The 15986-nt window shown below is 56.1% G+C and carries 14 protein-coding genes and 1 tRNA gene; 8 read left to right on the plus strand and 7 right to left on the minus strand.

Annotated features, from left to right (window positions below):
- Positions 1-252: hypothetical protein (locus tag KJ653_05435; GenBank protein ID MBU0685273.1), on the plus strand; the 252-nt coding region annotated here is incomplete at its 5' end.
- Position 253: 1 nt separating this feature from the next.
- Entirely contained in the window at positions 254-919 is a 666-nt protein-coding gene (locus KJ653_05440; GenBank protein ID MBU0685274.1) for a DUF2318 domain-containing protein, read from the plus strand.
- 560 nt (positions 920-1479) lie between these two features.
- On the opposite strand, the gene KJ653_05445 is transcribed toward KJ653_05440, so the two are convergent.
- Positions 1480-1983 (minus strand): GNAT family N-acetyltransferase, encoded by a 504-nt coding sequence (locus KJ653_05445; protein ID MBU0685275.1) that lies wholly within the window; start codon positions 1981-1983, stop codon positions 1480-1482.
- Between the two features lie 534 nt (positions 1984-2517).
- Here KJ653_05445 and KJ653_05450 point away from each other — a divergent pair.
- Together KJ653_05450 and KJ653_05455 are read left to right on the plus strand one after the other, a co-directional pair.
- Positions 2518-3675, plus strand: a complete 1158-nt coding sequence (locus KJ653_05450; GenBank protein MBU0685276.1) for an aldo/keto reductase — start codon at positions 2518-2520, stop codon at positions 3673-3675.
- Positions 3676-3791: 116 nt separating this feature from the next.
- Positions 3792-3905, plus strand: a tRNA-Gly gene (locus KJ653_05455).
- Between the two features lie 55 nt (positions 3906-3960).
- On the opposite strand, the gene KJ653_05460 is transcribed toward KJ653_05455, so the two are convergent.
- Complete coding sequence (locus tag KJ653_05460; protein MBU0685277.1) at positions 3961-4164, minus strand: hypothetical protein; 204 nt, start codon at positions 4162-4164, stop codon at positions 3961-3963.
- Positions 4165-4173: 9 nt separating this feature from the next.
- A complete protein-coding gene (locus tag KJ653_05465; GenBank protein ID MBU0685278.1) occupies positions 4174-4407 on the minus strand; it encodes a hypothetical protein in 234 nt (77 codons plus the stop codon).
- 322 nt (positions 4408-4729) lie between these two features.
- Between KJ653_05465 and KJ653_05470 the strand changes: the two genes are divergently transcribed.
- On the plus strand, positions 4730-9229 hold the full coding sequence (locus tag KJ653_05470) for a tetratricopeptide repeat protein (GenBank protein MBU0685279.1): 4500 nt from the start codon (positions 4730-4732) through the stop codon (positions 9227-9229).
- 76 nt (positions 9230-9305) lie between these two features.
- Entirely contained in the window at positions 9306-10133 is an 828-nt protein-coding gene (locus KJ653_05475; GenBank protein ID MBU0685280.1) for a hypothetical protein, read from the plus strand.
- A gap of 2 nt (positions 10134-10135) precedes the next feature.
- Here the strand turns inward: KJ653_05475 and KJ653_05480 are convergent, their stop codons facing one another.
- Entirely contained in the window at positions 10136-10612 is a 477-nt protein-coding gene (locus KJ653_05480) for an NAD(P)H-dependent oxidoreductase (GenBank protein ID MBU0685281.1), read from the minus strand.
- Between the two features lie 539 nt (positions 10613-11151).
- On the opposite strand from KJ653_05480, the gene KJ653_05485 reads away from it, so the two are divergent.
- A complete protein-coding gene (locus KJ653_05485; GenBank protein ID MBU0685282.1) occupies positions 11152-11625 on the plus strand; it encodes a hypothetical protein in 474 nt (157 codons plus the stop codon).
- Positions 11626-11633: 8 nt separating this feature from the next.
- Here the strand turns inward: KJ653_05485 and KJ653_05490 are convergent, their stop codons facing one another.
- Positions 11634-12833 (minus strand): aminotransferase class I/II-fold pyridoxal phosphate-dependent enzyme, encoded by a 1200-nt coding sequence (locus KJ653_05490; GenBank protein ID MBU0685283.1) that lies wholly within the window; start codon positions 12831-12833, stop codon positions 11634-11636.
- Positions 12834-12837: 4 nt separating this feature from the next.
- Positions 12838-13905, minus strand: a complete 1068-nt coding sequence (gene tdh, locus KJ653_05495; GenBank protein MBU0685284.1) for an L-threonine 3-dehydrogenase — start codon at positions 13903-13905, stop codon at positions 12838-12840.
- 128 nt (positions 13906-14033) lie between these two features.
- Between tdh and KJ653_05500 the strand changes: the two genes are divergently transcribed.
- A complete protein-coding gene (locus tag KJ653_05500; protein MBU0685285.1) occupies positions 14034-14552 on the plus strand; it encodes a hypothetical protein in 519 nt (172 codons plus the stop codon).
- Between the two features lie 40 nt (positions 14553-14592).
- On the opposite strand, the gene KJ653_05505 is transcribed toward KJ653_05500, so the two are convergent.
- A complete protein-coding gene (locus KJ653_05505; protein MBU0685286.1) occupies positions 14593-15981 on the minus strand; it encodes an MBL fold metallo-hydrolase in 1389 nt (462 codons plus the stop codon).
- Positions 15982-15986 lie beyond the last annotated feature (5 nt).

The raw sequence follows: 15986 nt of genomic DNA on the forward strand, positions 1-15986 counted from the left end.
AGGGTATGTATTGCGCGTGCGCTGGTCAACGATCAGCAGATACTGCTCGCCGACGAACCGACCGGAAACCTGGACGTGAAGAACGGCGAGATCGTGCTCGATCTCATCAGGGACCTACATGATGACGATCACACCATCATCCTGATCACGCACAACCCGGAGATATCCAAGATGGGTGAGGTGCTCGTAGAGCTTCTCGACGGTCGGGTGGTATCGTCTGGGAATGTTGCTGGGGCAATGGGAGGTGGATAGGATGGCTCGATCAAAGAGCAGAGCTGGGATGAAGAAGTGCCCTGTCTGTCAGTGCGAGCTGAAGAGAAGTAACTACAGCGCTCACATGAAGCGACTCCACAATGTGGAATCCCCCGATGTGGACGAGAGGCGTGACGTTTCGCACAAGGGTAAGCGATTGGAGATTCGGAAGGTCGAACTGGCCAGAAGACGAAGGACGAGACACATATCCATTGCAGCCTCTCTCGTCCTGATAGTCATCGTCGGCATCGCGCTGTACTTTTCGTTCCAAGGCAGTACGCCCGGGCCCTCTCCCGTGCAGGCACCGCCGCCGCAAGTCGAGAGCGCGGTGAGGATACCAGTTAGCCAGCTTAGTACTAGCGCCACCTTCTACACATACAACTCGGGCAGTACTCTTGTCCGCTATTTCGGAGCTGTAGGGTCTGACGGCAATGTGCATGTCGCGGCGGATGCGTGTGATGTCTGCTATTCGGAGAAGAAGGGCTATAGGCAGGTCGGCGGCGTCATGAAGTGCAACAACTGCGGGAAGGAGTTCGCAATCAACAGCGTGGGGACTGAGAATCTCTCAGGAGGCTGCTGGCCGAGCTACTTGCCCGTGACAATATCGGGAGGGGACGCCGTTATCCAACTTTCCGACCTGAAGGCGAAGAGTTTCATGTTTGCCTGAGAACAAAACGCATGTGCAGACACCCGACCCTTCGGCTAGTAGAGGGTTATTGGATCAAGATAGACTCTTTCCCACTGCTCAAGGGGATTCTATGCCGGCAAAGAATTCCACCCAGACTTGTCACGCCTCCAGCTTTAGTCGCCAGTAGATTCCAGGTCAATATCCGGGTTCGAATGTCTAGTTGGAAAAAAGGAGAAAAAGGTTTAGTGCATTCTCCCAAATTCAATTCCGGCTGATTGACTTCTGGCCAGTGGCCCAGATATGGTGTCGGCCTACCCCGCTTTCGACTTATTGGCTCTTTTCTAATCTGAGGGGGCTGTAATCCGCGGGGAATCTGCCACACCCTTTGTTTTCTTCTTGAGATGGTACGAGTCCGGTGTGACACGAACCCTCTGAAATCACTGGCTCGACCCGAAAAGGTACATGAGCGCCTGAAGATCGGGTCTTTAGAGAGCTGTAGAAAGGGAGGCAGAACCTCATCACCCTAGCTCCCTCTAGGCCTTGCTCATCCCTAGGCTTAGACCAAGCTGCCTTCAACGATTGAGGGAGGAGTGACTCTGTTAGTATTCGAATTGGCGCTCGAACAGTCTCGGATCCTTCTTCCATTCGCGACCAGAGAAGTCGATGAAAAGCTCTATTCTACCGATCTTATCGAAGCCTCGGCTGCGGAAGTACTCAATGGCTCTCTCGTTCCTGGCGACAGGTCTTACTGAGAGGTATTTGACTCCCTTTTGCTTTCGCACGCGCTTTCTCACTTCGTTCAGCAACATCGTGCCGATGCCTTTTCCTCGGCAACCCCTGCTCACAATCAGTGGCTCCACTTCGAATTCCTCTTCTCCATCCATGTATCCGACAAGGCCGACCACCTTTGAGCCGAGAGAAGCTACAATCAACTGACCGGGGCCGACCTTCTTCAGGTGCTCGTCAAAATGCAGTCCTGGATTGGCACCGCCGATTCCGGAGTCATCGTAAATATCTCTGTGCCATTGAGTGAGCTCGCCCCACAGTGCGCGACATTCTTCTCTGTCTTTGTCCTTATATCCTCGGATGACCACCTTCTTCATGGCGATCTCTCCCTATGAAGTCCGTTCACACAGACCATCAGGTCAGCTCTTCTCATAAAATCTCTCCTCGTTGCTGAACAGTTGTATTGCACTCGCGGTATTGAAAGCCCTCCAGTTCCCTGACCTCGGTTGCGTTTCAGATAGGAGCCCCCTAGAGTGTGTCATTTGGTTTCTGCTCCTTCCTTTGCTCTCAGAACCACTTGGCCCCTCGAAGTAGAGAGCTTTCGGATCCCTAATCGCTTGGACAAGTCGCGACCCCTTTTCGGGGCCCCGGGCGGAGAATCAATCCCTGCAGACTGAGGATTGGCGAGTCAGGTCGGAAATGGACCTCGTGGGGTTCGAACCCACCAGAACGACTGGCACCAATCATAGTCATAGAATTCCGTTGCACGTCCAGCAGTAGGTTGATAACGGACTTGTCTCATTCGAGCTAAGGAAGGTCGGTGTGGGATTCGCCCGACCGAGACGCTAACCGATGTGGGCCGGATCCCTTGAGAGCTTCAAGAGAAAGGATTTGCCGTGGAATCGGGGAAGATGCAGCTCCGGGATTTTGGAAGAGTAGACTGGAAGGTATCAGCTTTGGGCTTCGGCTGCATGCGTCTGCCTACCTTGGACGGAAAACCCCTGAGCGGCAAGATAGACGAACGAGAATCGATCAGGATGATCCGTCACGCAATCGACCATGGCGTCAACTACATCGATACTGCGTATCCGTATCATGAGGGCAGGAGCGAGATCGTCCTCGGCAAGGCGCTCAAGGACGGATACCGAGAGAGGGTGAGGACGGCGACCAAGTCACCCATGTGGCTTATCAAGAGACAGAAGGATTTCGACACTTACCTGAACACGCAGCTCAGACGGCTCAAGACAGATCACATCGACTTCTACCTGCTCCACGGCCTGAACAAGAAGAGATGGCGCGACACCGTGCTCAAACACAACCTGCTGAAGAGGGCGGAGAACGCAATACAAGATGGGAAGATAGGTCACCTGGGGTTCTCGTTCCACGACGACTACGCTGCTTTCAAGGAGATAGTCGACGGCTATGATGGATGGGACTTTTGTCAGATCCAGTACAACTACATGGATATCGAGAATCAGGCGGGCACGAAAGGGCTCAGGTACGCCGCATCCAAGGGCCTTGCCGTTGTCGTTATGGAGCCCCTGCTTGGAGGAAGGCTCGCGAATCCTCCTGCCAAGATCAGGAAGATGCTCGATCGACACGACAGCAAGCGGTCTCCCGCGGACCTCGCACTCCAGTGGATCTGGAACCAGCCCGAGGTTTCCGTTATCCTGAGCGGCATGAGCACCATGAAACAGGTAAAACAGAACATCAGGTCGGCCAGTTCATCTTACATAGGTTCCATGGACAAGAAGGATCTGAGATTCGTCGACCAGCTCCGGTCGAAGTACATGAAGGAGACGCCGATCTCGTGCACGAAGTGCGGATACTGCATGCCCTGCCCTAACGGGGTAGACATACCAGGCAACTTCGAACTGTACAACGACGGATACATCCACCACGATGCGCAGACCTCTCGAAGGACTTACGAGAGGTTCATGGGCAAGAAGCAGAGGGCGAGCTGGTGTAAACAGTGCGGGAAATGCGCGAAGAAGTGCCCCCAGAAGCTCCCAATAATGACTCTCATGCCCGAGGTGCACTCGGTCCTCGGGGAGGGCATGCCCTTCTAAATGACCGTACCCCGCTCGGTCGGGACCACATATGCCGAATACCGGATAAGGTATGGCCGCGATCCTTCAAATCGGGAAGCAAACAATTTATGAGTGGATGCGCTTCACGCCACCGAGCAGGTGTAATCTAGCTGGTTAGGATTTTGGCCTTCCAACTACTCCAAGAACAGAAAGATAAAATTGGAGAGGGACGAAAGCCAACGGCCCGGGTTCAAATCCCGGCACCTGCACTTTCGTTCCGTTAGGTTTCAGTTCAGCCCTACTCGCAATCTCTTGCTTGTCGGTCTAAGCCTCGTCCTCGTTCTCTCCGAGCACAGGGTTGTGTGCGAGTGCGTATATCTCGTCGAATTGCCTCGATTCAGCCAGCGCTAGTTGCTGGTTGAAGCAGTGTGGATGGAATCCGACAACCCTCGAGTGTGCGTAGTTGTCGAAATCGTCTTCGGTTTCAGTCTTCAGTTCTGGCTGCTTCTTCTTCCACAGTCGTACCATCTCAAACACCTATCCTGTCATTTCCGCGTACTCACTTGCTTCAGGCTCTACTTCGATGTCGGTCTGCAAGCTCCGATCTATCTCAGACAGATCATTCAGGAGCTGTGAGATGTCCGTAACATCTTCTCCAAGACTCGACATCTCGTTCGCGAGATCCTCGAGATCCTGAAGCGTGTGTGTCTTCGCCCACTCTATCGCATAGGCGTTTCGGACCGCTGCTTGCGCCGCATCCCTGTGCTTCATTGCATCCCATCCTAAAGCGTTTGTCTGACGATTTGTCAGCTGAATTGCCGTATATCGCTGACAAGTATTTATACATTCTTGAAATGACGCAATCCTCAAGCCAGAATGGTTGGATTCTGGATCCAGCCTCTTCATAGAAATCTCTACGAGATTTCTGTGCTGGATTCAGACATGAGCCGCATATCTGGCGAAAACACACTGGATCACCCGTCGGACGAGAGAACGCATTTCCCAAATGCTGTCCCGAGCGAGCCATGCGATATGCTGGAAACCATTTTATCGAGCGATGCATATCAAGTCGCAATCAGCCAGGTGGAAGTGTTTGGGCTTACTTGACACGCTCTTGAACAAGGAGAAGAAGCTCCTGGAGAAGTCTAAGAAAGAACTGGCAAGAGTGGACTCCCTCGAAAAGAGCGGCAGGTCGAAAGAGGCCTTGGCCGAGCTAGAGAAGACCAGCGCGATGCTGAAGGAGAACATGATCTTCATCGGAAAGATGAGACTTGACTTTTCGCCCGTTTTCTCCGATCTGGGAAAAAAGTTCCTGGGATTCGACAGGGCACAGATGGCCCAGGATGCGGCCAGAGTGTCCCTCCAGCTGGACCCGAAGAACTCAGTCGCGATGGTTGTCGACGGACGTTCAGCTATCAGACTAGGCAATGTGAAGGAAGCGCTCATCACGTTGTCGAGCGCAGTCGCGGTCTTCCCGAAGTCCGAGGATCTCTGGTCCGCACTGGGGGACGCGCAGGAGTCATCCGGAGATATCGGCAACTCTATCGAGAGCTACAAGTGCGCGCTCGAAATCAACTCTCGGGCCATAGAATACTACGACAAGATACTCGCGCACACGCCCCAAGACACCGACATGATGAAAAGGAAGGGGACAGCGCTCACGAAGCTGCAGCGGTATGACGACTCCGTCAAAACCTTTCAGGCAGGAATCGCCATCGACCCAAAGGACAAGGATCTCTGGATCGGCATCGCGACCGCACTGAACTCCGCTGGGAAGAGTGACGAGGCCATCAAGGCTTTGAACAAGGCGCTGAAGTTGGACCCCAACGACAAGTACTGTCACGATAACCTAGGCAGGATACTGCTGAAGCTGGGGAGACCCGAGGAGGCGCTCGAGAGCTTCTCGAGGGCGGCGGAGATAGACCGGGGCGACAAGATCGTGTGGAACGAGCTCGGAGTCGTCCAGGAGGAGCTGAAGCAGTACGATGCGGCGCTCGAATCGTTCGACCGCGCGCTCACGATCGACCCAAAGGATATCAACGTACTCAACAACAAGAAGATGACACTGCTGAAGGTCGAGAGATATCCAGACCTCATCATGACTTGCGACAAGATACTCCTTCTGAACCCGCAGGACCATGGGACTCTCCTCGACAAGGCCCGCGCGCTGTTCGCCATGGACAAGATCGGCGAGGCACTCACATTCGCCGACTCATCGCTCGTTCTGGCACCAAAGTCAAAGGACGCCATGAACCTCAAGAAAGAGTGTCTGATCAGGTTGGGGAGGCACGAGGACGTAGTCGTCTGGTGCAACAAGATACTCGCGGTGGACCCGAACGACTATGTCGCCACGCACGATAAGGGCGTCGCGCAGATGAAGGCCGGCAGGCCCCAGGAAGCCGTGAAGACCTTTGAAAGGGGGCTGAAAGCCGTGCCCACGCAGTTGCCGATGCTTGAGAGCCTGAAGGAAGCGTACAAGCAGCTTCAGAAGGACGACCTCGTGGTCCAGACTTGCGACAGGATCGTGGCAGTGGACCAGAACAACAAGGCTGCGTACTTCGACAAGGCAGTCGCGCTAGACAGGGCGGAGAAATACGACGAGTGTCAGGCCGCTTATCGGCTTGCGCTCAAGCACGACCCCACCAATCCAGATGTGTTCTACAACATCGCAGCCCTATTCCTCAGGATCGGCAAACCGCGAGAGGCAGTCGACTACGCGAAGCAGGGCCTTATCGTCGCGCCGGGATCGCACTCCCTCTGGCGCATAAGGGGAGATGCGAGCTACCAATCCAAAGAATACGAGAATGCCGTCGCCTCATACGGAAAGGCAGTTGAGCTGGACCCGAGCGACAAGAAATCGTACAAGACCATGGGTCGAGCACTGGTCGAGCTCAAGAGGTACGAGCAGGGACTGGTAGCCTTCGAGCACGCTGCCAAGCTGGACTCGAAGGACGCGGACGCGTGGTACCAGAAGTGTGTCGCGCTCGAATGGCTGGACCGCGACCAGGACGCGCTGTCATCCATCACCGAGGCCGTGCGCCTGAACGCTACAGTTCCAGAGTATAGGGTGAAGCAGGGCGTATTGCTGACTAAACTCGGCAAGCCAGATGAGGCGCTGAATGCGTACGACGAAGCGGTCAAGATATCGCCGAGGAGCGTGCATGTCCTCAATGCGAAGAAGGACCTCCTCAAATCCCTTAAGCGGAACGAGGAGGTCGTCACCGTCTGCAACGAGATCCTCAAGCTCGCACCCAAGGACAGAGACGCGCTTGTTGACAAAGGCAGCGCCTCGCTGTTCCTGAAGAAGCCCAACGAGGCGCTCGTGTGCTTCAACAAAGCGCTCGATCACCATGCAGACGATCTTGATGTCCTCGAGCTGAAGAAGCTGGCGCTCATCTCGATGGACGACCCCGACAGCGTCGTTTCGGTCACGGACCACATTCTAAGGTTGAGCCCAAAGAACAAGAACGCGCACTCGGACCGCGCAGCGGCACTGGAGAAGCTAGATCGGATGGACGAGGCGCTCAAGAGCTACGAGCACGCGCTCAGTCTGGACCAGAAGGATGTCTTCCTCTGGAACAGGAAGGGGTTGCTGCTGCTGAGTGCGGGGAACCCTGCACAAGCTGCCGAGGCTTTCGAAATAGCCATCAAGCTCGATTCCAACCAGCCCTTCGTGCTCAACAACAAGGGCAAGGCCTATCTCGAGCTCCGAAGGTTCGAGGAGTCCCTTGCGGACTTCAAGAAGGCGATCAAGATACTCCCCAATGTGGCGGAATTTCACATGAACCAGGGGCGGGCGCTTGCTAGCCTCGGGAGGTTCGATGATAGCATCGGATCCTTCAACGCGGCCAGGAGACTTGCGCCAAAGGACGTGGCGACGCTGAAGTACATGGGCATGGCGCTCCTGAAGCTGAACAGGACCTCCGAGGCCCTGGGGGCTTTCGACGAGTCCATAAGGCTTGGGTCGAACGATAAGGACATGTGGAAGAGCAGGGCGAAGGCGTTCGAGGTCACGGGCAACAAGGAGGAGGCAGTCAAATCGTACATGAAGGCGCTCGAGACCGACCAGGGAGACCAGGCCGCATGGTACAGGCTCGGGTTGCTTCACCTGGAGATTGGGAGGTTCTCGGACGCGAACGCGTGCTTCGACAAGGCGTTGGACATTGAGAGCTCCAACCCCAAGATATGGATGAGCAAGGGCTTCGCGATGGAGAAGCAGGGGCTGTTCGAGGAGGCTGTCAGCTCGTACGACCGTGCGATTGGTCTCGACTCCAACGACAAGGAGGCTTGGAAGAGCAAGGGGCAGGTCCTGCTGGCCCTTGGTCGCGCGGAGCCAGCGTTCAGATGCTTCGACCACGCGCTCAGCATCGACCCGTACTTCGAGGTCGCAGCCGAGGGCAGGAAGCAGGCGGAGGAGGACATCCGCAAGAACAAGATCGAGGATTATTCGAGGTCGGTGCTTGAGTTCGAGTACGCGCACGGAAGGCCTGTCACCAAGGAGGAAGCCTTCAAGGTCTGCGGGATACCGTACGCCTTCCTCAGCGACGTCATGGAGTTCCTGAGCGGCAAGGCTGAGATAAGCCTTACTGGCATATCGAAGGAGGAGTTCGACAGGTACGAACGGATGTCCAGAGAGGTCCTGGTGAACACCTTGGAGAAGAGGGACCTGGCAGCGCACGGCATCAGATTGTGCGACATCACAGTGAGCTTCCCGGACCTCAGGATCTCGAGCGCGAAGAAGGTCCTGAGCTATATCCAAGCGGTGGAGGAGCACCAGTTCAGCACGAAGGTCTCCGACCCTCAAACGGAGGACCTGCTCAGGCAAGCGCTCGACCTGCCGAACGACCAGAAGAACGTGCTTGGGCTCATCAGGAATCTAGGCATCGGAGCGTACTGGGCCAGACAGCTGACGACGATACTGCAGACTTTTCAAGGCGCGGGCTTCGAGACACAATCAGTCACGCTCAAATCAATCGTCAGTGACAGCTACGGACACTACTCGCCATATGATGAGCGCGCGGTCAGACGCGCGCACGCGGAACCCGAGCCGAGACACTCCCATGAGAGACGGGAGGGGATACCGAAGGAGGAGCCCAGGGGCGCGGAGCGATACGCCGAGCCGCGCGAGGAGCGCGAGCCGAGGAGACAGAGGGGGTACGAGGCCGAAGTCGAGCGGGAAAGGCCTCGCCAGAGACCTCCTAGGGAGCGTCCTGGCAGAGAGGCTCAGAAACCCCCGGAAGAGATACCATCCGATCTCGTAGGAAGGAGATGTCTGTTTCACGGAGGCATCGCGGTCGCGAGATGCCGGAAGTGCAAGGCCGTGCTGTGCAAGGAATGCATCCGCGGTTCAGATAGGTGCCCGAGGTGCAACACGCCCCTGAAGGCAGTGGAAGAGACCGGAGACCGCAGAGAGCCCAGAGAGAGAGAGAGACCCGAGTCAAGAAGGCGGCCGCGCGACGAGGAGCCGGAAGAAGGACCTCAGGAAGAGGTCGAGGAAGAGCCGGAGGAGCAGCCTCGCCGTAGAGGACGAGAACCCCAGCCGAAGCCGGCCCGCAGGAAGCAGGATGATGATGAGGAGCTCTCGAGGCTCTGAATACCTGGCGGCCATTGGATTATTTTATAACCCCGCACTCTCTCCCAAAGTCAAGCATTTGTCAGGAGTTGACATAATGGGACGAATCGGCAGAGGGTGGCAGCTAGCCAAGATGAGCTTGCGCGTTGTGAGGAAAGACAAGGAGATCCTCCTGTTTCCATTGCTCTCAGGGATCATAACGATACTGATACTGGCCAGCTTCTTCGTTGGCGTGTTCTTCACGAGTGGGTTCAGCAATGCGAATTCGTGGACCTTCTACATCTTCTTCTTCGTGTTCTACTTCGTGACGTTCTTCATTTCGATCTTCTTCAACGCAGCTGTGATAGGATGCGCAACAATACGAATGAACGGCGGGGATCCGGTGTTTTCCGATGGCATCAAGACAGCCATGCAGAACATCAAGCAGATACTCTTCTGGGCGTTGTTCGCGGCGACAGTCGGACTCATCCTGAGAGCCATCCAGGAGAGGGTCGGGATCCTCGGGAAGTTCATCGTCGGGGCGCTCGGGGCGGCGTTCACCATTGCGACATACTTCGTCGTGCCCGTCCTGATCTATGAGAAGCTTGGGCCGTGGGGGTCGCTGAAGAGGAGCGGCTCGATATTGAAGAACACATGGGGAGAGGCGCTCGTCGGGAACCTGGGCCTCGGAGTTGTGTTCTTCCTCCTAGGATTGCTCGGACTGGTGCCCATAATCGTGGGCGTGCTGTTCATGAGCCTCTGGCCGATCGTGATAGGAGTCGTAACCGCGTTCGTGTACTGGCTCATACTGGGGCTTGTGCTCTCGGCCGCACAATCGGTGCTCGTGGCCGCATTGTACAGGTATGCCACGACGGGCAAGGTCTCCGAGGATTTCGCTGGCCTGTCGTTCGACAACCCCTGGGCCACGCCGTTCAAGAGGATCTGAGCCTACCCGTGGAGCTTCTTGGTGAGCTTTGCGACGCGCTTTCCGTAACGGATGCAGTTCTTCTCAGCTCTAGCGTCTGGCTTTTCGATTGAGACCGGACCGTAATGATCTCCAGAAGAGTCGCCGCAGACGACCATGCCGTGAATCAGAAGGCTCTGGAGGATCGACAGCACGGTGGTCTCGTTCCCGCCGCCGACGTTCGCGCTCGACGAGAACGCCCCGCCCACCTTGTCCTGGAGCTTGCCGTGGTGCTTGATGCTCCTGTCCAGCAGGTCCTTTATCTGAGATGCGGGTCCGCCGTAGTACGTCGGCGAGCCGATGATGATGCCGTCATAGCCCTTTAGATCGTCGACCTTGACCTCTTTCACATCCTTTGTGTCAACCTCGACACCCGCGTCCATGACCCCTTTCTGGATCAGGTAGGCCATCTTCTTCGTGTTCCCAGACCTCGAGTAGTAGCATATCAATATCTTCGCCATGAGCTCCTTCCTTCTAGAGGGGGAACCGCGGGATGGCTCATTAAAGAATCGCCGGCCCTGACCGCTCAGTCCGCACCGAGCCACGCAAGCCTCGAACCGATCCACAGAAGCGTCAGAACGAACACCGAGGCCACGATTGCCGCTACAATAATCCATACGCGCTCGCGCGTGTCTTCTCCTGTTCTCGGGCCGCTTCACCGCTCTCCTCCATGACATATGGCTGTCCGGACGGGAACGGTTGACTAGCCATGCGATTCACCTTCGGGACATAAACCGACATGATGACTATTCATCCCTTGTGTGAGGAGACACATCTGCCTTGACTGCGCTGCCGTTGAGAATGAACTCGAACGATTCCGGTTCAGAGCCCGGCTAAATTCCCCCCTGATGGTTCGCACATGCACAATCGGATTTCGTGATTGGTGAGTGTCGCCTGTCCGGAGAGACTGGACAAACCCCACCGCCGACCGAATCTGAAGATACGAAGGTTGAAGTCCCTGAACGAATCTCTACCGACCCGGATAAGGGAGTCCTCAAGCATGCGAGTGTGCAACAGGTGCCGCAAGGAGACAGACGAAATGTTCTGTCCCACATGTCACGTCCTCACCTATCCGCCAAGGGCCGCTGGACCGGCACCGGCCTCAGCCGCTGGCGAGACCTTCGATTGCACCATCTGGCAAGGTCAGAACAGGACGCGAGGGATCGAGGTTCCACCCAGCGTGCGGGACAAGTACTTCTCAAAAGCTCAAGACATGGTCGTGCTCTACATAGATGGTAAGAGGTCCGTCGCCAAACTCGGGCCTCAGTTCTGGAAGAAACCGTCGGTGATCAAGAAAGCAGTCAGTGACGATGGCAAGGACCAGCTCGTGAAGCTCTTCGAGAAACACCATCTGCTCCCGCCGAGCCAGTCGATCAAGGAGAAGGGCATTGTGGACACGGTCATCTTCGAGGTCATCACTCCAATGGAGGAGTTCAAGATAGCCGTCACCGAGCGTCAGGAAGACGAGGGATAGGACAAAGACTAGACTATCTTCAGCTCTTTGCCTATCTTCTCGAAAGCGCTCAATGCCTCGTCGAGGTCCTTCCTGGTCAGCGCTGCGTTCATGATGGTTCTGATCCTGGCCTTGTCCTTCGACACCATCGGAAACACAATCGGCAGCGCGAACACGCCGATGTCGAACAATCTCGAGCTGAACTCCTTCGCGGCGCCGCTCTCGCCCATCATCACGGGTATGATGGGTGTCTGGCTGTTTCCCGTGTCGAATCCAAGCTGGCGAACGCCCTTCCTGAAGTAGTCGGTGTTGGCCCACAGGTTCTTGACATGCTGCGGCTCCGTCTCCAAGACATCGATGGCCGCGATGCACGCTGCAGCCACGGCCGGAGGATGAGACCCGCTCAGCAGCCATGTCCTAGATTTGTTGAACGCGAAGTTGATCAAGTCCCTGCTCCCTGAGATATGGCCTCCGACGACTCCGAAGGCCTTCGAGAAGGTCCCCATCTCGACCTGGACATCATTGCGCTTCAGCATGAAATGAGAGACGATGCCTCTCCCGCCAGCTCCAAGGACTCCTTCTCCATGGGCGTCGTCCACATAGACCATGGCGCCATGATCGTGCGTGACCGGGGCGATTCCATCCAGGGGCGCAATGTCCCCGTCCATGCTGAACACTCCGTCCGTGATGACAAGGATCTTGCGATAAGGTGGAGAGTGCTTCTCGGCCTCCGCGAGGACTCTCTTCAGGTCCTCCACATCACAGTGCCTGTATACCGCGCGGTCAGCCTTCGACAGCCTCACACCATCGATGATGCTCCCGTGGTTGAGCTCGTCACTGACGATGAGATTTCCAGCGTCGGCGAGCTGAGGTATCAGGCCCGCGTTGGCGGCGAACCCAGTCTGATACACGAGCGAGGCGTCTGCCTCCTTGAACTTGGCCAGGCGCCTCTCCAGCTCCATGTGGAGGTCCATGTTGCCGGCGATCGGACGAACAGAGCCAGAGCCGGCACCGTACTTGTTGACCGCATCGATTGCAGCCTTCTTCAGCTTCGGATGATTGCTCAGGCTGAGGTAGTTGTTGGAGCAGAGCATCAGGACCTTCTTGCCGTCGACGACGCACCTGGGCGTGCTCGGTCCCTGGAGCACGCGCAACTTCCAGTCCAGCTCGCTCGACACTAGCTGATCATACTCTGATTTCAGAAATCCCACGGGATCTCTCCGGACCATCTCCTCACCACTCGGGTTTCAAGGACACCTTCGCAGCCTGCTTGGTGCGAATGAGGTGCATTCCTTCCTCGATGTCCCTTATGGGTAAGGTGTGCGTGATTATAGACTCGAGCTTCGACCTGAAGGCCGGCTTCTTCATGACTTCGAACATGAGGTCCCAGGTCTGGAACATCTTCCGGCCGGTAATGCCGAAGACCGTGGCGCTCTTGAACGTGATTGCATTGTTGACATCGAGCGTGACAGGGTCGTTGTAGAGTCCAAGTATGGAGACCCTCCCACCAGGAGTCAGCATATCGAAGACCTGCCTGAGGGCCGGTGCCGCTCCCGACATCTCGAGACATACATCTGCGCCATTGTCGTCAGTCAGCTCCTTGACCTTCTTGACGAGCGCTCCGTTCCCCATCGCAGCATCGAGCACATGGTCCGCGCCCATCTTCTTCGCCAGCTCGGTCCTGACCTTCTCGCTACCGAGCTCGGTGGCTAATACCTGCTTCGCGCCCATTGTCTTCAGCAGAGCAATCGCCATCAGACCGATCGGTCCGCAGCCAGCGACGACGACGTTCTTGTCCTTTATGTCGTGGAAACAGTCGTTCGGGAAGACGGTGAACGTGGCATTTCCGAGAGGCTCCAAGAGAGACCCCAGTCTAGGGTCGACCCCTTTCGGGAGCTTCATCGCATTTAGCTCAGGCAGCTTGACGTACTCAGCGAAGACTCCGTCGGTGTCGACGCCTAGAATCTTCATGTTCCGGCAGATGTGCATCCTGCCGGTCCTGCACTGATAGCATGTGCCGTCCACGATGTGTGTCTCGGCGGAGACCATGTCCCCCACCTTGACCTTCTTAACGCCCTTGCCTACCTGGACGACCTCTCCGCAAAACTCGTGTCCGAAGACGATCGGCAGCGTCTTGACGCGCTTCTGGGCCCAGTGGTTCCAGTCCCATATGTGAACGTCCGTGCCGCAGATGGAGGTCATCTTCGTCTGGACCAAGACCTCACCATTGCCGGCGACTGGCTTATCCACGTCCTCGACCGACGCTCCCGGCTCCCTGTTCCTTTTGACAACCGCGTGCATCTACGGTTCACAGCTCCTATTGTCTAGGAGTGGACATTGGTTTTGGTTCTTAAGCGATTTGGGGGTACAAAGAAGCTCGACAGAGAATCCTTCATCTGGTTTCCGGAGCATCTTGTCATGGGGATAGATTGACCGAAGCACTGGAGGAAGCATATCAATCATCCAGCGTTCCTCCAGCCGGGAAGGTCAACTGGAAGAGCATCATCGGGCTTCTCCCTGCGGGCATGCTGTACGCTATGGCATATTCCAGTTTCTTCAACCATTCTCAGAGGGACGATTACACTCCTCTGGGTTACATCTGGAGTTTGTGTGGCTTAGCATTGGTCGTTGTCTCGATGATCGGGATCCGCACGATCAGGTTCGGAGAGAAGAGCGACGCAACTTCATTCATCATGTTCGGCTGGGCGTGCTTGTCGGCTCTGCTAGGGTTTGTATTCCTAGCCGGGGGGCCCTTTCCTCACAACGCTTGGCTCGGATTCGGCTATGTGATGATGACCATGATGCTCATGAATCTTGGTGCGATTATCTTCGTGTGGGACTCCCTGACCGGCATCTTCGGAGCGTACGCAAAGGCGATCATAGTAGCGATGGGGTCCGCAGGAATCATCGCAGCTGGCGTGTGGGCTTGGTTTTGGATACAATACTAATGACAGGACATTCGACGTAGCGAAACGATGTGATTGGTAATTAGGACAGTGAGATGCGCTTGCGGGCAATGGGACACTCGACCGCCCTCCCGCACTTTCTGAACATGTTCGCGTGTTCGGTGTGCACAGGCACCACGACCTTCGGGCCGATCCTCCGGACGATGTCGAATATCTCTTCCATGTTGGCGTGCCCTGACGCGTGCGCCTGGTGGAAATCAAGGTTGAACCGCTTAATCCAGTTCTGCAGGATCTCCTCCTGAACATCGTCCTCCTCGAACGGCTCGCTCTTGGACCTGATGAAAAGGCTTCCCGGGCTAGGGAGTATGTCTATGAGCTCGGTCAGCTGCATTATGTCAGTCTGGAAGATCAACTGCTCCTGTCGTTCGGCAACATCGTCGCAACACATCACATGGTCGTTGCGCCCCAGCATATCCTTGTAGTGCTTGTCATGGGGCAACGGCCTGGACATGCCCTGGCGGACGTAAACCAACATGTTCGGGTCCGTCATAGGGTCAGGGACCGATATTCGCCTGTCGCCCTTGAGGGATTCGAGGAGGTGGGCCACCTTTGTCGAAACCACGAACTTCCTCCCGGTCGCCTTTGCGACATCTCTGTAGGTGCGCATGCGGTCGACGTCCTTGGGGTAGAACGAGACTATCGCCAGCTTCTTGCTGCTCGTCACCAGCTTCCTGGCCTTCTCCTCCACCTCCTTCTCGGAGAGGTCTACTCTTGGATCTTTGGGGGAAACTCGGGTGCCTTCGCATATCAACGCAATCGGCTTCTCCGCGGCAGCGCGATTCACGAACTCCCTCGTCATGTCGCTCCTGGGCCCGTGGAGCCTGAGGTCCCCCGTGTAGACGACACACCCCGTCGACGTATGTACTAGGAAACCGTATGCCCCCGGGACAGAATGATCCACATGGACTGGCTCGACCTCTACAGAACCGATCCTGATCCTCGATCCAGTCCGGAAGGTCTTGAAATCATGGTCACCGAATGATATGTTGGTCCCGCCTGTCGCCTCCCACGATTGTCTGATGGCATCAGCAGCCGCTCCCAGATGGACGGGGATTCTATCATCGACGAACTTGAGGTGCATAGCATGGTCGAAGTGCATGTGAGAGATGAATATCGCATCAAACTCAGGCTTCGAATGCTTCAAGTCCGTGTGCTTGAGCCACTTCTCACCGTACAACCCTTTGATCTGGGGCATCAGGTCGAAGAAGAAGTAGTCCTTGAGCCCGGTCCTCGACTCGCGTGGCATCAGCCAGTCAACGAAGAATTCGTCCTTCATGTTGAACGGCTCGCCGAAGTCGAGGAATATCCTGGTGTCCCCGTCCTCGAGAAGGATCTTGTTGCCGCCTATGTGGTCCACCCCACCGTAGGCCGTGATATTGATCATCTTGCTACGCCTCGATCTTCCTCTCAACTGTC

The sequence above is a fragment of the Candidatus Thermoplasmatota archaeon genome, from assembly GCA_018814355.1.
Taxonomy (GTDB): Archaea; Thermoplasmatota; Thermoplasmata; order UBA10834; family UBA10834; genus COMBO-56-21.

Bases quoted from the DNA above. Each gene is read 5' to 3' on its own strand.
- KJ653_05440 (MBU0685274.1), top strand. From the start codon at position 254: ATGGCTCGATCAAAGAGCAGAGCTGGGATGAAGAAGTGCCCTGTCTGT.
- KJ653_05445 (MBU0685275.1), bottom strand. From the start codon at position 1,983: ATGAAGAAGGTGGTCATCCGAGGATATAAGGACAAAGACAGAGAAGAA.
- KJ653_05450 (MBU0685276.1), top strand. From the start codon at position 2,518: ATGCAGCTCCGGGATTTTGGAAGAGTAGACTGGAAGGTATCAGCTTTG.
- KJ653_05460 (MBU0685277.1), bottom strand. From the start codon at position 4,164: ATGGTACGACTGTGGAAGAAGAAGCAGCCAGAACTGAAGACTGAAACC.
- KJ653_05465 (MBU0685278.1), bottom strand. From the start codon at position 4,407: ATGAAGCACAGGGATGCGGCGCAAGCAGCGGTCCGAAACGCCTATGCG.
- KJ653_05475 (MBU0685280.1), top strand. From the start codon at position 9,306: ATGGGACGAATCGGCAGAGGGTGGCAGCTAGCCAAGATGAGCTTGCGC.
- KJ653_05480 (MBU0685281.1), bottom strand. From the start codon at position 10,612: ATGGCGAAGATATTGATATGCTACTACTCGAGGTCTGGGAACACGAAG.
- KJ653_05485 (MBU0685282.1), top strand. From the start codon at position 11,152: ATGCGAGTGTGCAACAGGTGCCGCAAGGAGACAGACGAAATGTTCTGT.
- KJ653_05490 (MBU0685283.1), bottom strand. From the start codon at position 12,833: ATGGTCCGGAGAGATCCCGTGGGATTTCTGAAATCAGAGTATGATCAG.
- tdh (MBU0685284.1), bottom strand. From the start codon at position 13,905: ATGCACGCGGTTGTCAAAAGGAACAGGGAGCCGGGAGCGTCGGTCGAG.